This is a genomic window from Brevundimonas sp. UBA7664 (genome assembly GCF_002483305.1).
GTDB lineage: Bacteria > Pseudomonadota > Alphaproteobacteria > Caulobacterales > Caulobacteraceae > Brevundimonas.
In genome coordinates, this window is record NZ_DLHQ01000050.1 from 1 (window position 1) to 21,646 (window position 21,646).

Sequence of the window (21,646 nt, forward strand, 5' to 3'; positions counted from 1 at the left end):
GGCCCGCACCACCTGCACTACACGGCCCTGCCGCAGTGGGCGCAGACCCTCGGCATGACCTTCTCGATCATGCTGTGGATGCCGTCCTGGGGCGGGATGATCAACGGCCTGATGACCCTGTCGGGGGCGTGGGACAAGCTTCGCACCGACCCGGTGGTGCGCATGATGGTCGTGGCCATCGCCTTCTACGGCATGTCGACCTTCGAGGGTCCGCTGATGTCCATCCGGACGGTCAACGCCCTGTCGCACTACACCGACTGGACCATCGGCCACGTCCACTCCGGCGCCCTGGGCTGGGTCGGCTTCATCAGCTTCGGCGCGATCTACTGCATGGTTCCGTGGCTGTGGAAGAAGGACCGGCTGTACTCCAACGCCCTGGTCGAGTGGCATTTCTGGATCGCGACGACCGGCATCGTTCTCTACATCACCGCGATGTGGGTCTCCGGCATCATGGAGGGCCTGATGTGGCGCGAGTACACGCCCGACGGCTTCCTCGCGAACAGCTTCATCGAGACGGTGTCCGCCAAGCATATCCAGAACGTCATCCGCACCGTCGGCGGCCTGATGTTCCTGAGCGGCACGCTCATCATGTCCTACAACCTGTGGCGAACGATCCGCATGCCGTCCTCGCGCTCTTCCGCGAACGTGCCGGCGACCACGATCGAGCCGCAACTCCTTCCGGCCGAGTGAGGATCAGACCATGTGGAAGCAACATCACAGGTTCGAGCGGCATTCGCTCTGGCTGGTCATCGGCATCACCATCGTGGTGTCCATCGGCGGCATCGTCGAGATCGCCCCGCTGTTCTGGGTCGAGAGCACCATCGAGGAGGTCGAGGGCGTCCGTCCCTATACCCCGCTCGAACTGGCCGGGCGGGACATCTACATCGGCGAGGGCTGCTACGGCTGTCACTCGCAGATGGTCCGCCCGCTGCGTGACGAGGTCGAACGCTACGGCCACTACAGTCTCGCCGCCGAGAGCATGTACGACCACCCGTTCCAGTGGGGCTCCAAGCGCACCGGCCCGGACCTGGCGCGGGTCGGCGGCAAATATTCGAACGACTGGCATGTCGAACACCTGACCGACCCGCGCGCCGTGGTGCCCGAGTCCAACATGCCTCCCTACCGCTTCCTGGCCAATCAGGACCTGGACCAGCACGCCATCAAGGCCAAGCTGCGGGCGATGCTGGCCGTGGGCGTGCCCTATACGGCCGAGCAGATCGAGAACGCCGAGGCGGATCTGAACGCCCAGGTCGATCCGTACGCGAGCGAGACCTCGGATTTGCGGCGCCGCTACGGCCCGCGGATCGCCCAGGGTGATTTCGACGGCGATCCCACGCGTCTGACCAAGATGGATGCCCTGATCGCCTATCTGCAGCAACTCGGCACCCAGGTCGATTTCCGGACCTACCAGGCCGAAGATCCGGACAACATGCGATGAGCGGGCTCGACTACGAAACCGTGGCGCGGTTCGCCCAGCAGGGCGGCACCCTCTACTTCGGCACCGTCTTCATCGCCGGGCTGATCTACGCCCTGTGGCCGAAGCACCGCGAGGCCTTCCGCCGCCTTTCCCACCTGCCGCTCGACAAGGACGAGGATGAGCATGTCTGACCGCGAGCGCGACGAACACTCCGGCACCGAAACGACCGGACACGAGTGGGACGGCATCAAGGAGCTGGACAATCCGCTGCCGCGCTGGTGGCTGTGGATCTTCTACGGCTCGATCGTCGTCGCCATCGTCTACTGGGTGCTGATGCCGGCGTGGCCGGGTCTGAATGGCTACACGCCCGGCGTGCTGAAACAGTCTGATCGCGCCGATCTGGTCAGGGATCTGGCCGCCCTCCAGGCCCAGCGCGGCCAGGGCGAGACCCTGCTGATGTCGGCGTCGCTGGATCAGATCGAGGCGAATCCCGACCTGCAGGCCCATGCCCTCGCGGTCGGCCAGTCGGTCTTCGGCGACAACTGCGCCACCTGTCACGGCGCCGGCGGCGGCGGGGCCAAGGGCTACCCCAACCTGCGCGACGACGTCTGGCTGTGGGGCGGTTCGCTGGCCGAGATCGAGCACACGATCCGCGTCGGCGTCCGCGCGGCCCACCCGGAAACGCGGACATCGCAGATGCCGGCGTTCGGGCGCGACGGCATGCTCGACGCCGGCCAGGTCTCCGATCTGACGGAATATGTCGTGGCCCTGTCCGGCCGCGAGGCGGACGTCGCCGCCGTCGGGCGCGCGCGGCAGCTGTATGCCGACAACTGCGCGGCCTGCCATACGCCGACGGGCGTGGGCGATCGGACGCTCGGCGCGCCCAACCTGACCGACCGGGAATGGCTGTACGGCTCTGACCGTGACTCCATCCGGACCCAGATTCACAACGGGCGCAACGGGGTCATGCCGACCTGGGAGGGCCGGTTCTCGCCCGCGGTGATCAAGGCCCTGGCCGTCTATGTCCACGTCAACGCCGGCGGCGGCGAGGCCTCCTCCGTTGCGGGTGAAACCGCCACGCCATGACCATCATCATCGACCGGACCCGCGAACGCCCGGCGACGACGGGTCCGGTCTCCGTCGCCGAGCAGCAGCGCGAGAAGGCCCGGCCCAAGGGCCTCTACCAGCCCCGCGTGCCGATCTACCCCAAGCTGGTTCACGGCCGTTGGCGGTGGCTGAAATGGGCGCTGCTGATCGCCATGCTGGCGATCTACTACATCACGCCCTGGATCCGCTGGGACCGGCCGGGCGCCTTGCCCGACCAGGCGGTGCTGGTCGATTTCGACGGCGGCCGCTTCTACTTCTTCATGATCCAGCTGTGGCCGCAGGAGGTGTATTTCATCACCGGCCTGCTGGTGGCCGCGGCCCTGGCCCTGTTCCTTGTGACCGCCCTGTTCGGTCGGCTGTGGTGCGGCTACGCCTGCCCGCAGACGGTGTGGACCGACCTCTACATCTATATCGAGCGGATGTTCGAGGGCGACCGCAACGCGCGCATGCGGCTCGACGCGGCGCCGGCGTCGTTCAACAAGCTGTGGCGCAAGACCGGCAAGCATCTGGTCTGGATCGGCGTCGCCTTCGGCACCGGCGGGGCGTGGATCTTCTATTTCCACGACGCGCCCGATCTGATCCGCACCTTCTGGGTCGGGACCGCGCCGATGACGGCCTATGTCTCGTGCGCCATCCTGACCTTCACCACCTACATTTTCGCCGGCCACATGCGCGAGCAGGTCTGCACCTACATGTGCCCGTGGCCGCGCATCCAGGGGGCGATGCTGGACGACCAGTCGTTCCAGGTCACCTACCGCTACGACCGCGGCGAGCCGCGCGGGCCGCACAAGAAGACCGAGTCCTGGGACGGTCGCGGCGACTGCATCGACTGCAACCAGTGTGTCGTGGTCTGCCCCATGGGGATCGACATCCGCAACGGGGCCCAGCTGGAGTGCATCAACTGCGGCCTGTGCATCGACGCCTGCAACGAGGTCATGGACAAGGTCGGCCGGCCGCGCGGGCTGATCGCCTATGACACCGACGCGGCCGTCGCGGCGCGAAGCTGCGGTCAGAAGCCGGAGCACAAGCTGGTGCGGCCGCGCACCCTTTACTACGGCATCGCTCTGGCGGTGGTCGGGGGTCTGATGATCTGGGGCTTCAGCACGCGCGAGCAGCTGGGCGTCCATGCCCTGCGGGACCGCAACCCCGCCTATATCCGGCTGAGCGACGGCGCGGTGCGCAATGGCTACACCCTGAAGATCGCCAACCACGGGTTCGACACCGCCAATCTGGAGATCCGCTACGCCGGCGTGCCCGGGGCGACACTGAGGATCCCCGGCCAGCCGGGCGCCGATCCGCTGCGCGTCGAGGTCGAGCCGAACCGCGTCACATCGATGCGCATCTTCGTCACCGCCCCGGCCGATCAGGTCGGCGACGGCAGCCGGGACGCGGCCTTCGAAATCCGCTCGGGCGGGAAGACGACGACCGTTCCGACCGCCTTTGAGTACGGGAGCCAGACCCAATGACCGTCCCGAGCAAACCCTCAAAGCCGCCGTTCGCCGTCAAGGGGTGGCACGTCGCGGCGGGGGTGGTCGCCTTCTTCGCCCTGGTGATCAGCGTCGACGCGGCCTTCCTGGTGATGGCCTACCGCACCCATCCCGGCCAGGTCGCGCCGCGCCCGTATGAGGCGGGGTTGATCTACAATGCCGAGCTGGAGCGGCTCCGCGTCCAGGATGCGCTGGGCTGGCGGGCGGGGGCCGAGGCTCGTGCGAATGGCCTGAACGTGCTGATGCAGGACCGCGAGGGCCGACCGCTGACCGGGCTCAAGGTGTCGGCCACGCTCCAGCGCCCGGCGACGGAACAGGGCCGGGCCGTGGTCGCCCTCAAGGAAGAGGCCCCCGGCCGCTACGGCGCCGACCGCGCCCTGTCCGGCGTCTGGGACGCCCGGATCGAGGCGACGGACAGCACCGGCCGCAGCTTCATCGCCGAGCGGAGGCTGACGTGGCCGTGACCTTCGAGGCGGCGACCGGGCCGGACATGTCGGCCTTCCTGCGCCGGCAGGAAGACGGCCGCGCCCGTCTCGACCTGCTGGTCACGGGGGCTCGTTGCGCCGGGTGCATTTCCAAGATCGAGCGGGAAGTCTTGCGTCTGCCCGGCGTCGAGTCGGTCCGTCTGAACCTGTCGACCGGCCGGCTCGCCGTCGGCCTGGACAGCGACAGGGTCGACCCGGCGCGGATCATCTCGGCGCTGGACAAGCTGGGCTATCCGGCCACGCCGTTCGACCCCGGCGCCGCCCTGGTCCAGCGCGACCGCGAGGGACGGCGGCTGATCCTCGCCCTGGCCGTGGCGGGCTTCGGGGCCATGAACGCCATGATGTTCTCGGTCCCGATCTGGGCCGGGCTGTTCGACCAGGAGCTCGGGCCCGCGACCCGCTCGATGATGATGTGGATGTCGGCCGCCGTGGGCGCGCCCTGCGCCATCTTCGCCGGCATGCCCTTCTTCCAGTCGGCCTGGCGGTCCCTGCGCGCGGGGCGGGCCAATATGGACGTGCCGATTTCGATCGGGGTGATCCTGACGCTGGCGATCAGCTTCTCCGAGACCATCCTGAACGGCCGCGACGCCTATTTCGACGCCGCCGTCTCACTGCTGTTCCTGCTGCTGATCGGGCGGTGGCTCGACCATGTGCTGCGAGCCAAGGCGCGCAGCGCCGCCGGCGATCTGCTGGCCCTGCAGGCGCCCGCCGCCTGTGTCGTGGACGCGCGGGGGGTCGAACGCTCGGTTCCGCTGGGCGACATCCAGCCGGGCGACATCCTTCGCGTGCGGCCCGGCGACCGGATCCCGGTCGATTCGACGCTTGAGCAGGGCGAGGCGCTGCTCGACAACAGCCTTCTGACCGGAGAGAGCGTGCCGGAGCGGGTCCTGCCGGGCGGGCTGTGCCGCGCCGGGGCGGTCAACACCGCCGGCCTGCTGACCCTGCGCGCCAGCGCCCGGTCGGAGGACTCCACGCTGGCGGCCATCGCCCGACTGGTCGAGGCCGGCGCCCAGTCGCGCTCGCGCTATGTCCGCCTCGCCGATCGCGCGGCCGCCCTCTATGTGCCGGTAGTGCATGCGGCGGCGCTGGCGACCTTCGCCGGCGGCTGGGCCCTGGGTCTGGATCCTCGGGAAGCCCTGATCCGGGCGGTCGCGGTGCTGATCGTCACCTGCCCCTGCGCCCTCGGCCTCGCCGTTCCCGCCGTGCAGGTCGTGGCCTCGGCCCGGCTGTTTCGCCGCGGCGTGCTGGTCAAGTCCGGGGCCGCGCTGGAGCGGCTGGCCGAGATCGACCATGTGGTCTTCGACAAGACCGGCGTGCTGACCGGCGGCCGACCGACGCTGGTGGGCGCGTCGCCCGCCGTCATCGCCATGGCGGCCCCGCTGGCCCGCGCCTCGAGCCATCCGATGGCCCGCGCCGTCGCCCGTGCGGCCGGCGAGGGGCCGATCGCCGCCGAAGTGGTCGAACACGCCGGCCTGGGGGTGGAAGGGCTGATCGACGGGCGGCGCGCCCGCCTCGGCCGGGCGGGGTTCGTCGGCGCGCCGACCCTGCGCTCGGGCGAAACGGAACTGTGGTTCGGCTTCGACGGAGAGACCAAGGTCCGGCTGCAGTTCTCGGATGTCGTCAGGCCGGACGCCGCCGCCACGGTCGCGGCGCTGGTGATGCGGGGGATCACGGTGGAGATCCTGTCCGGCGATCAGGTCGGGGCGGTGGGCGCGGCGGCGGACGCGGTCGGGGTGTCCAGCTGGAAGGCCGGCATGCTGCCGCAGGAGAAGGCCGAGGCGATCGATCGCCTCGCCGCCGCGGGCCGCAAGGTGCTGATGGTCGGCGACGGGCTGAACGACACCGCCGCCCTGGCCCGGGCCCACGCCGCCATCGCGCCGGGGTCGGCGCTCGAGGCCAGCCAGAACGCCGCCGACCTGGTGCTCACCCGGGACGCACTGATGGCGGTGGTCGAGGCCATCGACACAGCCCGTTCGGCCCGCCGGCGCGCCCTGGAGAATTTCGGTTTCGCCGCCCTCTACAACCTGGTCGCCGCGCCGGCCGCCATGCTCGGCTTCGTCAATCCGTTCGTCGCGGCCCTGGCGATGTCCGGCTCTTCGCTGGTCGTTACGCTCAATGCGCTTCGGGTGAGGGGTGGACGATGAACGTTATCTTCCTGCTGGCGCCGTTCTCGGTGGTTCTGGGCCTGATCGCCGTGGGAGCCTTCGTCTGGACCCTGCGCTCCGGCCAGTACGACGATATCGAAGGGTCGGCGGCGCGGATCCTGATCGAGGACGACGCGGAGTCAGACAAGCCCGCGCCCTGAGGCCGTCGGCCAGGCCGTTTCAGATTTCGTCGACCGCCGCGCGCAGGTGCTCGCCCACCGTCCGCGCGTGCTCAAGCAGTCCGGCATTGTCGATGGCCGCCATCGAGGCGGCGGGATCGACGGCGAAGACCTCGACGCCGGCCCCGGTGTGCTGGACGACGACGTTGCAGGGCAGCATGACGCCGACGTGGGGCTCCATCTTCAGGGCCTCATGCGCCATGACCGGGTTGCAGGCGCCGAGGATGCGGTAGGGGCGGAAGTCCTCGCCGATCTTCGCCTTCAGCGTGGCCTGGACATCGATCTCGGTGAGGACGCCGAATCCATGTTTCTGCAGCGCCGCGCGGGTGCGCTCGACGACCGCCTCGAAGTCGCCTTCGATGGTGCGGGCATGAAAATAGGTCATGACGTCTGGTCCTCGGGTTTGTCGCGGTAGATGTCGCAGAGCAGGGCGATAAGGCGCGCCGCGGCCGGATCGGAAATGCCGTAATAGATGGTCTGGGCCTCGCGCCGCGGCGCGATGACCCCGGCGTCGCGCAGGCGGGCGAGGTGCTGGGAACAGGCCGACTGCGACAGGCCCGCATAGCCGGCCAGCTCGCCGACCGCACACTCCCCCTCGCTGAGCCGGCACATCAGCATCAGCCGTTGCTCGTTGGCGAACAGCCGCAACAGACGCGCGGCGGGCGCGGCGCTGGCCTCGAGCTCGGCGAGGGCGGCGGGGTTCGGCAGGGGCAAGGCGTCGGTCATGGCGTCTCTTCCGCTGGTGCGGGCGCGGCCAGCGGCCGGCCGTCGTCCTTCAACGCGATATAGATGGCCGGGATCACCAGCACGGTCAGAATCGTCGAGGAGATAAGGCCGAACAGCAGGGAAATGGCCAGACCCTGGAAGATCGGATCGAACAGGATCACCGCCGCGCCGATCATGGCCGCCAGCGCGGTCAGCAGGATCGGCTTGAAGCGGATGGCCCCGGCCTCCAGCAGCACCTCACGCAGCGGCCGCCCCGGCGTTCGCGCATGCCGGATGAAATCGACCAGCAGGATCGAGTTTCGCACGATGATCCCGGCCAGGGCGATGAAGCCGATCATCGAGGTGGCGGTGAACGGCGCGCCAAACAGCATGTGGCCGATGACGATCCCGATCAGCGTCAGCGGAATGGGCGTCAGGATCACCAGCGGGATGCGGAAATCCTTGAACTGGGCGACGACCAGAACATAGATCCCCAGCAGGGCCACGCCGAAGGCGGCGCCCATGTCGCGGAAGGTCACCCAGGTGATCTCCCACTCGCCGTCCCACAGCACGGTCGGGACGGTCTCGTCCGTCGGCTGGCCGTTGAGCCTGACTTCGGGACGCGGCAGGTCTTTCCAGTCGTGGGCCTTGATCGCGGCGTCGATGGCGAGGATGCCGTAGATCGGGGCCTCGAACTGGCCGGCCAGTTCGGCGGTGACCATTTCGGCGGCGCGGCCGTCGCGGCGATAGACGGGCCAGCCGGCCAGTTCGGTGCGGGCCTCGACCACCTCGCCCAGTTCCACCAGTCGCCGACCGCCGTCGATCGTGGTCACCGCCACCGGCATGACGGCCATCTGCTCGTTCCACGTCCGGGCCGACTGGGGCAGACGGACGGCGATCTCGACCGGGGTGCGTTCGTCGTCCCGGGCGGCGTAGCCGAGCACCTGTCCGCCCATGACGGCGGCGATGGAGTCGTGCACCTCGCGTTCGGACAGGCCGAAGCGCTCGATCTTCTCGCGGTCCGGGATCAGGCGCAGGACCGGGCGGCGGACGCCGTAGCTGTTGTCGACGTCGACCACCGAGGGCTCGGCCCGGAACAGGGTCTCCAGCTCGGCGGCCACGGCGCGGCGCGTCGCGGGATCGGGTCCGTAGACCTCGGCCAGCAGGGTCGCCAGCACCGGCGGCCCCGGCGGGGCCTCGACCACCTTGATCGACGATCCCGCCGGCAACGGCAGATCGGCTAGACGCCGTCGCAGGTCGAGGGCGATGGCGTGGCTGCTGCGTTTGCGGTGTTCCTTGTGCGCCAGCTTGACCGCCAGGTCGCCCTGTTCGGCCCCCGCGCGCAGGAAATAGTGGCGCACCAGGCCATTGAAATTGAACGGTGCGGCGGTCCCGGCATAGCTCTCCAGCGACTCCACCTCGGCCAGGGTCCCCGCCACGGCGGCGGCGCCGGCCAGGGTGCGTTCCGTGGTCTCGAGGCTGGTCCCCTCGGGCATGTCCAGCACGACCTGCAGCTCGGACTTGTTGTCGAACGGCAGCAGCTTCACCGGCACGGCCCGGAAGCCGAACATCGACATCGACAGCAGGGTGGCGAGGCCGACGACGATCAGGAAGGTCCAGGCGCTGCGACGGCTGCGGATCACCGGCGTCGCCACCTTGCGGTACAGGCGGCCCAGCATCCCCTCGCCGTGCTCATGCCCGTGGCCGCCGGCCAGGGTCTTGCGGGCCAGGCGGATCATCAGCCAGGGCGCGATGACCACGGCGACGAAGAAGGAGAAGACCATGGCCGCCGAGGCGTTGACCGGGATCGGCGCCATATACGGCCCCATCAGGCCCGAGACGAACAGCATGGGCAGCAGGGCGGCGACCACGGTCAGGGTGGCGACGACGGTCGGATTGCCGACCTCGGCCACGGCCTCGACGGTGGCCTGGGCGCGGCTGCGGCCGTCGTTCATGGCCCAGTGTCGGGCGATGTTCTCGATCATCACGATGGCGTCGTCGACGAGGATGCCGATCGAGAAGATCAGGGCGAACAGGCTGACCCGGTTGATGGTGTAACCCATCAGATTGGAGGCGAAGAGGGTCAGCAGGATGGTCGTCGGGATCACCACCGCCGTCACGCCCGCCTCGCGCCAGCCGATGGCGAAGCCGATCAGGATGACGATCGAGAATGTCGCGAGGCCGAGGTGCATCAGCAGCTCATTGGCCTTCTCATTGGCCATCTCGCCATAGTCGCGGGTGACCACGACCTCCAGTCCGTCCGGGATCAGCGTGCCCTTGAGCGCCTCGACGCGCTGCATGACGCCGTGGGAAACGACCACGGCGTTGGCGCCCTGGCGCTTGGCCACGGCCAGGCTGACGGCCGGGGTCCGGCTCCAGCCGTCGCCGGCGCGGGCGTAGTGGGCGGCGCGGGCCTGGTCCTCGCGCGGCGCTTGGACGATGGTCGCCACGTCGCGCAGATAGACGGACTCGCCGGCCATCGACCGGACGGTCAGCAGGGAGGCGTCGTCGGGCGTGGTCAGCCGCTCGCCGGAACGCAGGGCGACGCTCTGGCCTTGGTCGCGGAAGGCGCCGGCGGGAAAGCTGCGATTGGCCTGGGCGACGGTCTCCAGCACCGAGGACAGGGCCACGCCGCGCGCGGCCATGCGAGCCGGATCGGGCTCGACCCGGATCTCGGACGGTCGCCCGCCGACGATGAAGGTCAGGCCGACGTCCTCGACCTTGCCGATCTCGGTGCGCAGGCGGGCGGCCACGTCATAGAGAGCCTGGTCGCTCCAGCGCCCGGCGGCGTCGGCGCGCGGCGTCAGGGTCAGGACCACGGCGGGCACGTCATTGATGCCGCGGGTGACGATCTGTGGCTCGGACACGCCGACGGGGATGGCGCCGTAGTTGGCGCGCACCTTTTCGTGCACGCGGACCGCCGCGTCGTCGGGGTCGGAACCGACCACGAACCGGGCGGTGACCATGACCTGGTCGTCCAGCACCTGGGTGTAGACGTGCTCGACGCCGTCGATGCTGCGGACGATGGCTTCCAGCGGCTTGGCCGCCAGCTCGGTGGCGTCCGAGGCGCTCAGCCCGGGCGCCGCCACCATGATGTCGACCATGGGCACGCTGATCTGCGGCTCCTCCTCACGGGGGATCGACAGTAGCGCCATCAGGCCGACGGCGATGGCCGCCAGCAGCATCAGGGGGGTCAGGGGCGAATTCAGCGTGGCCTTCGTCAGCCGTCCGGACAGGCCGAGGTTCATCGGGCCGTCTCCGGCGCGAGAACGACATCGCCGGCGGCGAGACCCGACAGCACCTCGACCCGGTCCCCGCTGACGGGGCCGCCGAGCTGGACTGGCGCCTCGCTGACGCGTCCGGCCCGATCGACGGTGCGGACGAAGTCGATGCCGAAGCGGGTGGCGACGACCCGGCGGGGGATGACGAGCGCGCGCCGCTGCCCGACGGAAACCTGGACGGTGACCCGTTGGCCCACCCGGTCGCTGCTGAGGCCGGCGACGGAGATATCGGCGGTGGTCTGGCCGGCGGTCGAGGCCGGATAGACCTGGGCGATGGTCCCGGCGCTGACACCGGGCAGGTCCTCGGAAGAGACCACGACGCTCTGGCCGACCCGCAGGTTGCGGCCCTGGGCCTCGGGCAGCTCCAGCCTCAGGACCAGCGGGCCGGCGGTGATGGTCGCGACCGACTGGCCGGCGCTGACCACCGAACCGGCGGGCACGTCGGCGGCGAGGACGCGGCCGGAGGTCGGGGCCAGAATCCGGCCTTGGGCTCCGGTCTCGGCGCTGGCCGCGCGGACGGCGCGGGCCGCCCGGACCTGGGCCTCCGCGGCGTGGGAGGCGGCGAGGGCCTGGTCGAGCCGCGCCTGGGCGTAGATGCCTCGATCGAACAGGGTCTGGATGCGCGACAGGTCGGCCCGGGCGCGCCCGGCCTCGGCCTCGGCGGCCGCGACCTGGGCGCCATAGGCCGCCGTCTCGAGCCCGACCCGGTTGTCGACCACCACGCCGATGACCTGGCCCTGACGCACGGTGTCGCCTTCGCGCACGTTCAACTGCGTCAGCGTGCCGGGAATGCGGGCCCGGGCGTCGCCGAGATCGCGCGGGGCGACCATGGCCGAGGCCGGCTTGACCGCGTCGATCAGGGCCTCGGTCACCGTCAGGCGTTCCCCCCGCGCAGGCGCGGTCGCCACCACCTCGGGCTCTCCGCCGCAGGCCGACAGGCCGCCGGCCATCAGGATCGTGGCGGCGAGGGCGGCGAACAGGGCCGGGGGCTTTGTCATCGGGCGTCCTTATGTAAGCTTGCGCTAATATTAGACGATGCTAATATCAATGCAAGCCTGAGGCACTGTCCTCCCCACGCCGATCGTGAACCTTGATACGGATCAAGGCGCATGGCTCCGGGCGGCGCAGGATCGGGCATCGAATTCGTTCCGGGAAGGAAATCCCCATGAACCGGCCCACCATCGTCATCATCGGCGCAGGCCTGGGCGGCGCCATCGCCGCCTATGACATCCGCCACGCGCTCGGCGACCGGGCGCGGATCGTCATGGTGTCGAAGGGCGACACCTTTCACTTCACCCCCTCCAACCCCTGGGTGGCGGTGAGCTGGCGCAAGCGCGAGGCCATCGAGGTCAGCCTGCCCGAGGTGATGAAGCGCAAGGGCGTGGAGTTCATCAATGTCGGCGCCAGCCGCATCCGGCCCGCGGAAAAGGGCATCGACCTGGCCGACGGCCGCGCCCTGCACTACGACTATCTGGTCATCGCCACGGGCCCCGAGCTGGCCTTCGACGAGATCCCCGGCCTCGGCCCGGACGGCCACACCGTCTCGATCTGCCATGTCGACCATGCCGTGAAGGCGGCCGCCTCCTTCGATGAGTTCGTGAAGAACCCCGGCCCCATCGTCGTGGGCGCCGTCCAGGGCGCGTCCTGCTTCGGCCCCGCCTACGAGTTCGCCATGATCCTCGACACCGAGCTGCGCCGCCGCAAGGTGCGCGACAAGGTGCCGATGACCTTCGTCACCTCGGAACCCTACATCGGCCACCTCGGCCTCGACGGGGTCGGCGACACCAAGGGGCTGCTGGAAAGCGAGATGCGTCAGCGGCACATCAAATGGATCACCAACGCCAGGGTGAAGAGCGTCGACGCCGGCATGATGCATGTCGAGGAGGTCGGCGAGGACGGCGCCGTCAAGGCGAACCACGACCTGCCCTTCGCCTATTCCATGATGCTGCCCGCCTTCCGCGGGGTCGAGGCGGTGCGCGGGGTCGAGGGCCTGACCAATCCGCGCGGCTTCATCCTCGTCGACAAGCACCAGCGCAATCCGACCTGGCCCGACATCTTCGCCCTCGGCGTCTGCATCGCCATCCCGCCGACCGGTCCCACGCCGGTGCCCGTGGGCGTGCCCAAGACCGGCTTCATGATCGAGAGCATGGTCTCGGCCATCTCGGCCAATCTGAAGCAGATCCTCGACGGCGAGGCGCCGAGCTTCGAGGCGAGCTGGAACGCCATCTGCCTGGCCGATTTCGGCGACGGCGGCGTGGCCTTCATGGCCCAGCCGCAGATCCCGCCGCGTAACATCAACTGGTCCGCCAGCGGCCGCTGGGTGCACGCCGCCAAGGTCGCCTTCGAGGGCTATTTCCTCCACAAGGTCCGCAAGGGCCAGGCCGAGCCGCTCTATGAGAAACTGGCCCTCGACCTGATCGGCGCCCACAAGGTGCGCCGTACCCCCACGTCCACGCCCAGTCAGGAGCCGAAGGCATGAGCCTCGATCGCGCCGTCATGATGTTCGCCGGCTTCATGGTGCTGGTCAGCTTGGCGCTGACCCACTGGGTGGATCCGGCGTGGATGTGGCTGACGGTCTTCGTCGGCCTGAACCTGCTGCAGGCCTCGATCACCCGCTTCTGCCCGGCCGCCATGCTGTTCCGGCGGCTCGGCGTGCGGCCCGGCCCCGCGTTCCGTTAGGCCGGGCCGGCGCGGCCTTCAGTCCCCGAGACGGAGCTCGCGCAGTCGGGTCCGAAGCGACGCCGCGCTCTCGGACACACGATCATGGGGCTCCGTGTGGGCGGCCTCGACGCCGGCTTGCGCCAGAGCGCGCCGCAGCTGGCCGAGCGCGCGCGGCGCCGCGATCAGGACCACATCCTGATAGCCGCCCCGGCGCATGATCTCCGCCGCCCGGACGCCCACAAGGCCGACGAAATCAGCCTCGCGCCGGTCCTGCGGCGTCGGTCCGTCGCCCGTGTGGGACGCCGGGCCGAACCGGTCATGGGTCCCGCCCCGTCCGCCGGAAGCCTCGGGCCGATGGTGCGACAGATCGCCGAGCTGGGCGGTGACGTCGGTCAAGGGGCCTCCACGGCGCCGCTCCTCAAACAGCCGGGCCTGCCGTCCGTCGGCGACCACGATCAGGCTTGGTCCCATGATTTCCATTCATTCCTCCTCGGAGCCTGTCGTGGAGAATGCCGGCGGGGGCGATCCCCGCATTGATCGACATCAAGGCAGGGCTCGTCGCGGTGAACGACAAGACGCAATCTTCAGGAGGACGTTCATGACGACTCGCGCCCTGCCTCACTGGTCTGACGGACTGATCAGCGACATCAGCGCCCGGCCTCAGCCCGTGTTCTTCGCTGCGCTGGCGTTTATTCTGGTCGGCGCCGTGGTCGCCGTGGCCCCCGGCCCGACGGGGATTGTGCTGGGCGGAACCTCGGGCTGGGTGCTCTGGGTGGCAGGCGTCACCATACTGTCGATATGGCTGCTCCTGCTGCTCGGCGGGCGACGGCTCAGGGGCCTCCTGATCGCCGGCGCTGTAGCGGCGGCCTTCGGGACCCTTCTGTTCTACAGTCCGCGGACCGGCGCCTTTGCGGTCGTGATCCTGGCGATCTCCACCCTGGTCGTTGATGGCGGCATCCAGCTGGCGCTGGCCCTCAAGCTTCGTCCCGCAGGCGTCTGGCGCTGGCTCTTCGCCTCTGCCCTCGCGTCCGCCGTCGCCGCGATCGCCGTGACAGGGCGTACGTTCGCGGGCGCGGCGTCGGGCTGGGGCCCCCTCGTTGGAATGGCCCTGATCAGCAGCGGCCTGGTGCTGGTGCTCCTGACCTGGACAGCCTCCCGTCCGGCTTCCCAGGCGTCTGACTGAGCGCGCAGGCGTCCCGACCGATGCAGGGCCTACGTATCAATCCGTAGGGAAGGACGCTTAGGGATCGTTCCCGAATAACCACAAGGGTCGCGCTGGCCTATCCCTGTCTTCGTCAAGACGAGGAGGCCGATGTGACGCCGACCCTGCTTCAACAGACATTCGTCAGCGCGCCCGGCGGCGCCGACGAATGGGCCGGCGCCGCCCGCCTGACCTTCCGCCAGGGCGAAGAGATCTACGCCCAGGACGAGGACGCCGACCTGATCTACCGCCTCGTCCGCGGCGCGGTCCGGACCAGCCATCTGCTGGCCGACGGTCGCCGTCAGATCGGCGACTTCTACTACGAGGGTGATGTGCTCGGGGTTGCGATGACCCCCACCCACAGGTTCTCGGCTGAAGCCCTCGGCGATTGCGAGGTCCTCGCCATCCGCCGCTCCGGCTCCGCGGCCTACGACGCAGGCCACCTCGGGCGCATGATCTGGCAGGCGACCGCCACCGAACTGGGCCGCACGCAATCCCACATGCTGCTGCTGGGCCGGGCGACGGCCTGCGAGAGGGTCGCCCGCTTCCTGCTCGACATCGCCGAGCGATTCCGGGGCGAGATTGTCGCCCTGCCGATGAGCCGCCAGGACATGGCGGATTATCTAGGGCTCACCATCGAGACGATCTCCCGGATGCTGGGCCGGCTTCAGGCAGAGGGCGTCGTCGAGTTCATCGGAGCCCGCAGATACCGCATCCGGCGGCTCGGAGCCTTGTCGGACCTGGCCGCCGCCTGATCTTCGCGCGCATGTCGCGCCAGCACGATTGAAGGAGAGCCTCCATGACCCGAGCCACTCGAGTCGCGTCCGTCATCGTCGCCCTTGCGGGCGCCGCCGTCCTCGGCAGCTGCGCCACCCCGACGCCCTACCATCCCGCGTCACTGACCGATCCCGCCCACACCGACGGCTACCATGAGCTTCAGGTCGAGCGGGACCGCTGGCGCATTGTCTTCGCCGGCAACAGCCTCACCTCCCGCGAGACGGTCGAGACCTATCTTCTGTACCGGGCGGCGGAGCTCACGCTGCAGAACGGCTACGACTGGTTCCATGCGGTGGAGCGCGACACGGAGGAGCACGTCACTCTGGTCGGGCGTGAGCCGATCGGGGCGTGGGGACCGGGCTGGGAGCCGCACTGGCGCTATGCCTACGGGGGCCGCGCCGGCTGGCGCTCATGGGACCGCCACGGTCAGGAGCCCGCGTTCGATGTCAGTCGTGTCACCACCTATGAGGCCGTCGCCGAAGTGGTGATGCGCCGCGGGACAAAGCCCGCCGACGATGCGCGCGCCTTCGATGCACGGGCGGTCAAGGCCTCGCTCGAAGCCCGCATTGTGCGACCGGAGTCCTGACGCCATGAACCGCCTGATCGACAAGGTCGCCGTGATCACCGGCGCCGCCGTGGGCCTGGGCCGCGCCACCGCGATCCGCATGGCGGAGGAGGGCGCATCCGTCGCGCTGCTCGACGTCCGCGACGCCGAGGGGCTGGAGCTGGTGCAGACGCTCAGGGAGCGGGGCCTCTCCGTCGCCTGGTGGCATTGCGATGTGTCGAGCGAGCGCGAGGTGAAATCCGTGATGCTCGAGGTGGTCGAACATTTCGGCCGCCTCGATATCCTCGTCAACAACGCCGGCGTGGCCGGGGTCAACAAGCCCACGCACGAGATCACCGAGGCGGAATGGGACCACGTCCAGGCGATCAATGTGAAGGGCGTCTTCTTCTGCACCAAACACGCCATCCCCCACCTCAAGCAGGCCGGGGGCGGATCGATCATCAACCTGTCGTCGATCTACGGGCTGGTGGGCGGACCGGACGTGCCGCCGTATCACGCCTCGAAGGGAGCGGTGCGGCTGATGTCCAAGACCGACGCCCTGATCTATGCGCCCGACCGAATCCGGGTGAATTCGATCCATCCCGGCTTCATCTGGACGCCGATGGTGGAAACCCATCTGTCGAGCCAGGGCGATCTGGAAGAGGGCCGCAAGGCGACCGCCGCCCTGCATCCGCTCGGCCATATGGGCGAGCCGGACGACATCGCCTGGGGCGCGGTCTATCTCGCCTCGGACGAAGCGAAATTCGTCACCGGCTCCGAGCTCGTCATCGACGGCGGCTACACCGCCCGCTGATTCCTGTTCGAGGCGGCGATCCGGCGCACCCGGTCCGCGCCCCCCTGACGGGGGCGTTCGATGTCATCAGCGCCATGAAGGGATTTGTCATCGCCCGGACTCCAGGGCGCCGCTCAGCCTCTCGACCAGCCGGGCTCTCGCCTCGTCGTTCGGAAGCGCCTGGAGCCTCTCGTTCAGCGCCACGAGGAAGGCCGAGCGATCATTGTGCCAGTCCGGCCGGGTGGCCTGTCCCGGAGCCAGCCGCGCGCCCGTGGAGGGCAGCGGCTCCGCCGATGTCCGGGTAAGGCGGTAGGTCTGGTCCAGCAGGGCGGTCGCCGGCCGGTATCCCTCATCCGCCAGCCGGGTCGCCAAGACCGCCAGCGCGCCCGGTTCGCCGTGGTTGAGCAGCACCGACCCCGCGACAGGGCTTCTTGCCTTGAGCCAGGCGACCAGATCGGTCGCGTCGCCATGACCGGAGTAGCAGTCGAGGTTGCGAATGCGTGCGCCGACCCGGACCTCCTCGCCCTGGATGCGAACCGCGGAGCGGCCCTCGACCAGCATGCGGCCCAGGGTGCCGGCGGCCATGAAGCCGGTCATCAGGACGGTCACCTCCTTGCGCCACAGCAGGCGTTTGAGGTGGCGGCGGATGCGTCCGGCGTCGCACATGCCGCTGCCGGCCAGGATGATGTGCCATCCGGTCAGCCGCTCGAGCCGATCGCTTTCCTGCGGACGCATCAGGTGATGCAGGCGCGTGGCTTGCCGCAGCGGCTCGAACGGGTTCTCGCCGGTGTCCTGGTTCCAGCCGCGGCGCAGGAAGACCTCCGTCGCCTCGATGGCGAGCGGCGAATCGAGGAAGATGTCGGCGGTCAGGTCCGGCTCCGCCTCCATCACCGCCAGCAGGTCGAGGATCAGTTCCTGGGCCCGCCCGACGGCGAAGCTCGGCAGCAGCAGCGGGCCGCCCGCCGCCCGCGCCAGACGCAGTTCTTCCGCCAGCGCGCGGCGTCGGGCAGACAGCTCCAGATCCATGCGCTCGCGATCGCCATAGGTGCTCTCGAGGATCACATGATCGACGCCGACGGGGCCGTCGGGATGCGGCAGGAACGGCTGCCGCCCCGAACCAAGGTCACCCGAGAACAGCAGGTTCAGACCATCGGTCCCATCGCCGATCTGTATCTGGATCGAGGCCGCGCCCAGCAGGTGACCCGCCGGCCACCACGTCGCCTGCAGGCCCCCGATGATGGGCGTCGGCTCGCCGAACTTGACCCGCTCCATCAGCCGCAGGGTGTGATCGACATCCGTGGATGTGTAGATCGGCTCCACCGGCCCAAGGCCCCGCTGGGCGTTACGCCGGTTGAGGTGTCGCACCTCGCTTTCCTGGATTCCCGCGGAGTCCGCCAGCATGACCTCGCACAGGTCCCGGGTGCCTCGCGTCGTGAAGATCGGCCCTCGATAGCCGGCCCTGACCAGCTTCGGGAGCAGGCCCGAATGGTCGATATGGGCATGGGTCAGCAGCACCGCGTCCAGCGACGCGGGCGAGAAGGGGAAGGGTTCGTAGTTGAGCGCCTTGAGGGTCTTGGGCCCTTGGAACATGCCGCAGTCGATCAGGATGCGGCGTCCGGCGGCTTCCAGCAGCATGCAGGAACCGGTGACGCACTCGGCGGCCCCGTGGAAGGTCAGTTCAGCATTCACGGCGCGGTTCCTTTGAAGAGCGAAATGGACCGCCCGGGCGCGTTGTCGCCGGGGCCGTCGTCAGGGGCGCGATTCAGTGCGCCAGCAGCAGACTGGGGCCGTCTTTCCCGCGCAGGAAACTCCGCGTGGCGCCGCCGAAGACGGTTTCGCGAAGCCGCGAATGTCCCCAGGCCCCCGCGACGAGCAGACCGGCCTGCTTGCCTTCCGCCGCCGCCATCAGGGCCGCGCCCTCATCCTCGCCTTCCACCAGCATCGCCACGCCTGCGCCGACGCCATGGAGCTTGAGATAGGCGTTGAGCAGGTCGATGTCGGGGTCGGCGGCGCGCTGATCGAGCCCGGTGACGCACTGAAGAACATGGATGGCGCTGGCCATCGCGAGCAGGGGCAGGGCGGCGCGAACCGCGCGGCCGGCCTGGGGGCTCCCGTCCCAGGCGATCGCGGCCGGCCCGGCCAGCCCGTCGGGGTCGCCGCGGGCGATCAGCACCGGCGCGCGATCCGCGAGCAGGGACTGGTTCAGAAGGTCCTCGATGAGTGCGTCCTGGAGCCCCGCCTGGGCGATCACGACCAGGTCGGCCAGGGCCGAATGGCGGGACAGGGCGAGCGCCGGCCGCAGCCCGCGTGAGAGCACCGACATCCGGGGCGCGCCCTGGCCGGCTCCAAAGACGAGGTCCGCCGCCTTCGCCGCCTGCTGGGCGGCGGTCTCCACGCGCGCCTGCATGGTTCGCTCGGCCTCCGCCAGTTCCTCGACGGCATCCCGAGGAAGCGTTGCGCCGAGCGCCAGACCGAGGGTGACCATATCGACCGCGGAGTCGGGATAGACGGGAACGATGTCGGCCACGGCGTCGTGCTGACCCGCCAGCCAAGCGGCGAAGGCCAGGGCGGCCGGGTCGCCGGCGCCGCCGGAGGCCAGGGCAAGGATGCGTTTCAGGCTCATGGTCGATCTCCTTCGAGCAAACCATGAGCCACCGGCGCGAGCCCGCACTTGATCCGCATCAAGGGATCGGAAAAAGCGCGCGAGCGGCCAGACCGAAAAGGGCGGCGCCTAGGGCTCGACCTTCACGGTTTCCAGATAGGCGACCAGGTCGTCGATCTCGCTGGCGCGAAAGACATAGGCCGGCATCGCCGGGTGGCTGGTGACCAGGCCTTCGGCGAAGGCCTCCTCGAGCTGATCGAGCGGGCGGCGGTGAACAATCTCGCGAAACGGCGTGGCTGCGGCCATCGGACTGTCACCGACAGCGCCCACCGCATGGCAGCTCGCGCAGGCCCCGGTCGCGAGCTGCCGGCCCCGCACGGCCGCCTGCTCCATTGTGTCGGGACGGGTCGATATCGTCGTGGACAGGGGCTCCGGGCTGGCGCAGGCGGCGCAGCTCAGCGCGAGGGCGGCAGCGAGGCGAGGTAGGAACATCGTGCATCTCCAGGGCGGCCCAGACTGGGGTGTTGGTGAAGGCGGGGCGTTGATCCTGATCAAGGCGGAGGACGATCGGGCGCCGTTCTCTTTCTCCACAGACGGAGACAGCCATGACCTACGCCAGCCTTCTTGTCGCCGTCGATGACGGCCCCGAGAGCGACAGCCGCCTCGAACTGGCCTGTGACCTCGCCAATGCCTTCAACGCTCATCTGACCGGCCTCTGCACCGGTTCCATCGCGCCGCCGCTGTATGATCCGCTGGGCGGCGGGGCCATGGTCGGCGAGTTGCTGGCTCTCTATCGCGACATGGCGGAGGCCGAGGTGAAGCGCGCCGCCGAGCGGTTCGCCGACATCACGCGCGCGCGCGACGTCGAGACCGACTGGCGAGGCCAGATCGGGTTTCCGGGCGAGGTGTGTTCCCGCGAAGCGCGGGCGGTGGACCTGGTCATCCTCGGCGGCCGCAATGCGCGGGCGCCCTGGCACGCCCCGGATGTGGCCGACGTCCTGATGGGCAGCGGACGGCCCGTGCTGGTCACCCCGCCGACCCGCCTGCGCAATCCGGTCGGCGAGCCCGCCCTGGTCGCGTGGAAGGACTGCCGGGAAGCCCGCCTGGCCTTGTCCGCGGCGCTTCCGCTGCTGCGGCGGGCCAGGGGCGTCACGATCTATGCGATCCGCGCCCCCGATGACATCGAAGCCGCCGGCGACGAACTGTCCGACATCGTGCGCTTTCTGGCCCGACACGGGGTCGCCGCCGAGCCCGTGGTCGTGGCCCCGACCGAGGCCTCCGCCGGGCGTCAGGTCCTCGACGAAGCCCTCGCGCGAAGCGCGGGCCTGATCGTGGCGGGGGGCTATGGGCATAGCCGCCTGCGGGAATGGGCGCTCGGCGGCGTGACCCGCGACCTCATCAGCGACAGCCCGATCTGCCTCTGCCTCTCCCACTAGAGACCCCGGGCTATCGACAGACGCCGGATTGCAGGCGCACTGAGGAGAATGGTCGAGACGCGATCTGCGCTGAAGGTCGGGCACGATGTGCCCTGGGTGACCAGCTGGACGGGCGAAGCCATCGTGGGCGTCGGACCGTGCCCGAGCGTCCGCGGCCGTCTCGCGATCGGCCAGATCCAGGACGCGGGCTGCGGCAAGCCGCAATACTCAAAGAACCACATGGTCCGGCAACGTCTCTCGGTCGTCCGGATGCTGTGTCCCATGTGCGGCGAGCCGACCGCGCCGGGGGATCGCTGGACCGAGGTGGCGAAGCTCGTCGCCGCGGGCGTTCTGAGGTCACGCGGGATAGCGATCGCGACGGCGATCGACGGTGACACGGTGTTGCTCGACGCCGGCTCGATCGCCCCGCTGCACAGGCGCTGCGTCGACCGGTCGCTTCTCCACTGCCCGCATCTGCGAGCGAGCCCCGACGTTCGTGTGATGAAGTTTCCGGAGACCTGGTCGGTGATCCCCCTGTTGGTGGATACGGACGCGGTGGACGGCCACAGGCCCGACGTCATCGGGTTTCTGCAGCTCTGCGGCCTGACGCGAACCGTCGACCGGCGATGGCGGCTGAACCTGGGCCGCTAGTTTCCGATTTCAGGGAAGGACGATGGTGGGTGATGTAGGGTTCGAACCTACGACCCGCTGATTAAGAGTCAGCTGCTCTACCAACTGAGCTAATCACCCGGACCATGCGTCTGGCGAAGCCTCGCGAGGGTCACGCCGTCCCGGCCGCGCCGGTCAGGACCGGCGTCGGCGAGGGGGCGTTCCTAATGGGAATGATT

At 69.4% G+C, this 21,646-nt stretch carries 24 protein-coding genes and 1 tRNA gene; 16 read left to right on the forward strand and 9 right to left on the reverse strand.

All coding sequences use genetic code 11. The features are described 5' to 3' along the window. The 8 genes from B2742_RS11645 to ccoS form a co-directional block, all read left to right on the forward strand. Positions 1–690, forward strand: a 690-nt coding sequence (locus B2742_RS11645; protein WP_292066429.1) for a cbb3-type cytochrome c oxidase subunit I, incomplete at its 5' end; no start/stop codon positions are given. Between the two features lie 10 nt (positions 691–700). Then, positions 701–1,438 carry a cytochrome-c oxidase, cbb3-type subunit II gene (gene ccoO, locus B2742_RS11650; protein WP_292066432.1) on the forward strand — a complete coding sequence of 246 codons (738 nt, stop codon included), beginning with the start codon at positions 701–703 and terminating at the stop codon, positions 1,436–1,438. Beyond that, positions 1,435–1,608 (forward strand): cbb3-type cytochrome c oxidase subunit 3, encoded by a 174-nt coding sequence (locus B2742_RS11655; protein ID WP_292066434.1) that lies wholly within the window; start codon positions 1,435–1,437, stop codon positions 1,606–1,608. The genes ccoO and B2742_RS11655 overlap by 4 nt, the downstream gene beginning before the upstream one ends. Further along, entirely contained in the window at positions 1,601–2,503 is a 903-nt protein-coding gene (gene ccoP, locus B2742_RS11660) for a cytochrome-c oxidase, cbb3-type subunit III (RefSeq protein ID WP_292066613.1), read from the forward strand. Before B2742_RS11655 ends, ccoP begins: the two co-directional genes overlap by 8 nt. After that, positions 2,500–3,990, forward strand: a complete 1,491-nt coding sequence (gene ccoG, locus B2742_RS11665; protein WP_292066436.1) for a cytochrome c oxidase accessory protein CcoG — start codon at positions 2,500–2,502, stop codon at positions 3,988–3,990. Before ccoP ends, ccoG begins: the two co-directional genes overlap by 4 nt. Continuing rightward, a complete protein-coding gene (locus B2742_RS11670) occupies positions 3,987–4,475 on the forward strand; it encodes a FixH family protein (protein WP_292066438.1) in 489 nt (162 codons plus the stop codon). The genes ccoG and B2742_RS11670 overlap by 4 nt, the downstream gene beginning before the upstream one ends. Positions 4,476–4,501: 26 nt before the next feature. Further along, positions 4,502–6,640 carry a heavy metal translocating P-type ATPase gene (locus tag B2742_RS11675; protein ID WP_292066616.1) on the forward strand — a complete coding sequence of 713 codons (2,139 nt, stop codon included), beginning with the start codon at positions 4,502–4,504 and terminating at the stop codon, positions 6,638–6,640. Beyond that, positions 6,637–6,801 (forward strand): cbb3-type cytochrome oxidase assembly protein CcoS, encoded by a 165-nt coding sequence (gene ccoS, locus B2742_RS11680; RefSeq protein ID WP_292066441.1) that lies wholly within the window; start codon positions 6,637–6,639, stop codon positions 6,799–6,801. The genes B2742_RS11675 and ccoS overlap by 4 nt, the downstream gene beginning before the upstream one ends. A 19-nt stretch (positions 6,802–6,820) precedes the next feature. Here ccoS and B2742_RS11685 read toward each other — a convergent pair whose 3' ends face one another. Genes B2742_RS11685 through B2742_RS11700 form a run of 4 tightly spaced genes read right to left on the reverse strand, consistent with a single transcriptional unit; the run spans position 6,821 to position 11,803 of the window. Then, on the reverse strand, positions 6,821–7,204 hold the full coding sequence (locus B2742_RS11685; RefSeq protein WP_292066443.1) for a DUF302 domain-containing protein: 384 nt from the start codon (positions 7,202–7,204) through the stop codon (positions 6,821–6,823). Further along, positions 7,201–7,545 carry an ArsR/SmtB family transcription factor gene (locus tag B2742_RS11690; protein ID WP_292066445.1) on the reverse strand — a complete coding sequence of 115 codons (345 nt, stop codon included), beginning with the start codon at positions 7,543–7,545 and terminating at the stop codon, positions 7,201–7,203. The genes B2742_RS11685 and B2742_RS11690 overlap by 4 nt, the downstream gene beginning before the upstream one ends. Beyond that, on the reverse strand, positions 7,542–10,772 hold the full coding sequence (locus B2742_RS11695) for an efflux RND transporter permease subunit (RefSeq protein ID WP_292066446.1): 3,231 nt from the start codon (positions 10,770–10,772) through the stop codon (positions 7,542–7,544). Before B2742_RS11695 ends, B2742_RS11690 begins: the two co-directional genes overlap by 4 nt. Further along, the gene (locus B2742_RS11700; protein ID WP_292066448.1) at positions 10,769–11,803 is read right to left on the reverse strand and encodes an efflux RND transporter periplasmic adaptor subunit; all 1,035 of its coding nucleotides are present in this window, start codon (positions 11,801–11,803) and stop codon (positions 10,769–10,771) included. Before B2742_RS11700 ends, B2742_RS11695 begins: the two co-directional genes overlap by 4 nt. A 167-nt stretch (positions 11,804–11,970) precedes the next feature. Between B2742_RS11700 and B2742_RS11705 the strand changes: the two genes are divergently transcribed. Beyond that, positions 11,971–13,284, forward strand: a complete 1,314-nt coding sequence (locus tag B2742_RS11705; protein ID WP_292066450.1) for an NAD(P)/FAD-dependent oxidoreductase — start codon at positions 11,971–11,973, stop codon at positions 13,282–13,284. Further along, positions 13,281–13,484: a YgaP family membrane protein gene (locus B2742_RS11710; RefSeq protein ID WP_292066452.1), complete on the forward strand. Its 204-nt coding sequence runs from the start codon at positions 13,281–13,283 to the stop codon at positions 13,482–13,484. The genes B2742_RS11705 and B2742_RS11710 overlap by 4 nt, the downstream gene beginning before the upstream one ends. An 18-nt stretch (positions 13,485–13,502) precedes the next feature. Here the strand turns inward: B2742_RS11710 and B2742_RS11715 are convergent, their stop codons facing one another. After that, complete coding sequence (locus tag B2742_RS11715) at positions 13,503–13,946, reverse strand: host attachment protein (protein ID WP_292066454.1); 444 nt, start codon at positions 13,944–13,946, stop codon at positions 13,503–13,505. Positions 13,947–14,064: 118 nt separating this feature from the next. Between B2742_RS11715 and B2742_RS11720 the strand changes: the two genes are divergently transcribed. The 4 genes from B2742_RS11720 (at position 14,065) to B2742_RS11735 (ending at position 16,802) form a co-directional block, all read left to right on the forward strand. Then, complete coding sequence (locus B2742_RS11720; RefSeq protein ID WP_292066456.1) at positions 14,065–14,649, forward strand: hypothetical protein; 585 nt, start codon at positions 14,065–14,067, stop codon at positions 14,647–14,649. Positions 14,650–14,780: 131 nt separating this feature from the next. Further along, entirely contained in the window at positions 14,781–15,422 is a 642-nt protein-coding gene (locus B2742_RS11725) for a helix-turn-helix domain-containing protein (protein ID WP_292066458.1), read from the forward strand. Between the two features lie 44 nt (positions 15,423–15,466). Then, on the forward strand, positions 15,467–16,030 hold the full coding sequence (locus tag B2742_RS11730; RefSeq protein WP_292066461.1) for a CC0125/CC1285 family lipoprotein: 564 nt from the start codon (positions 15,467–15,469) through the stop codon (positions 16,028–16,030). A gap of 4 nt (positions 16,031–16,034) precedes the next feature. Next, positions 16,035–16,802, forward strand: coding sequence for an SDR family NAD(P)-dependent oxidoreductase (locus B2742_RS11735; protein WP_292066462.1), 768 nt, complete (start codon positions 16,035–16,037; stop codon positions 16,800–16,802). 87 nt (positions 16,803–16,889) lie between these two features. Here the strand turns inward: B2742_RS11735 and B2742_RS11740 are convergent, their stop codons facing one another. From B2742_RS11740 to B2742_RS11750, 3 genes are all read right to left on the reverse strand, one after another. Next, a complete protein-coding gene (locus B2742_RS11740; RefSeq protein WP_292066465.1) occupies positions 16,890–18,470 on the reverse strand; it encodes an MBL fold metallo-hydrolase in 1,581 nt (526 codons plus the stop codon). A gap of 73 nt (positions 18,471–18,543) precedes the next feature. Beyond that, positions 18,544–19,404 carry a universal stress protein gene (locus B2742_RS11745; RefSeq protein ID WP_292066468.1) on the reverse strand — a complete coding sequence of 287 codons (861 nt, stop codon included), beginning with the start codon at positions 19,402–19,404 and terminating at the stop codon, positions 18,544–18,546. 108 nt (positions 19,405–19,512) lie between these two features. Continuing rightward, positions 19,513–19,875: a cytochrome c gene (locus B2742_RS11750; protein ID WP_349681129.1), complete on the reverse strand. Its 363-nt coding sequence runs from the start codon at positions 19,873–19,875 to the stop codon at positions 19,513–19,515. A gap of 113 nt (positions 19,876–19,988) precedes the next feature. Here B2742_RS11750 and B2742_RS11755 point away from each other — a divergent pair, with 113 nt between their 5' ends. Both B2742_RS11755 and B2742_RS11760 read left to right on the forward strand, forming a co-directional pair. After that, entirely contained in the window at positions 19,989–20,819 is an 831-nt protein-coding gene (locus B2742_RS11755; RefSeq protein WP_292066470.1) for a universal stress protein, read from the forward strand. Positions 20,820–20,915: 96 nt separating this feature from the next. Beyond that, on the forward strand, positions 20,916–21,449 hold the full coding sequence (locus B2742_RS11760) for a hypothetical protein (protein WP_292066472.1): 534 nt from the start codon (positions 20,916–20,918) through the stop codon (positions 21,447–21,449). A 23-nt stretch (positions 21,450–21,472) separates the two neighbouring features. Here the strand turns inward: B2742_RS11760 and B2742_RS11765 are convergent. Beyond that, positions 21,473–21,548 (reverse strand) — tRNA-Lys (locus tag B2742_RS11765). Positions 21,549–21,646: the final 98 nt, after the last annotated feature.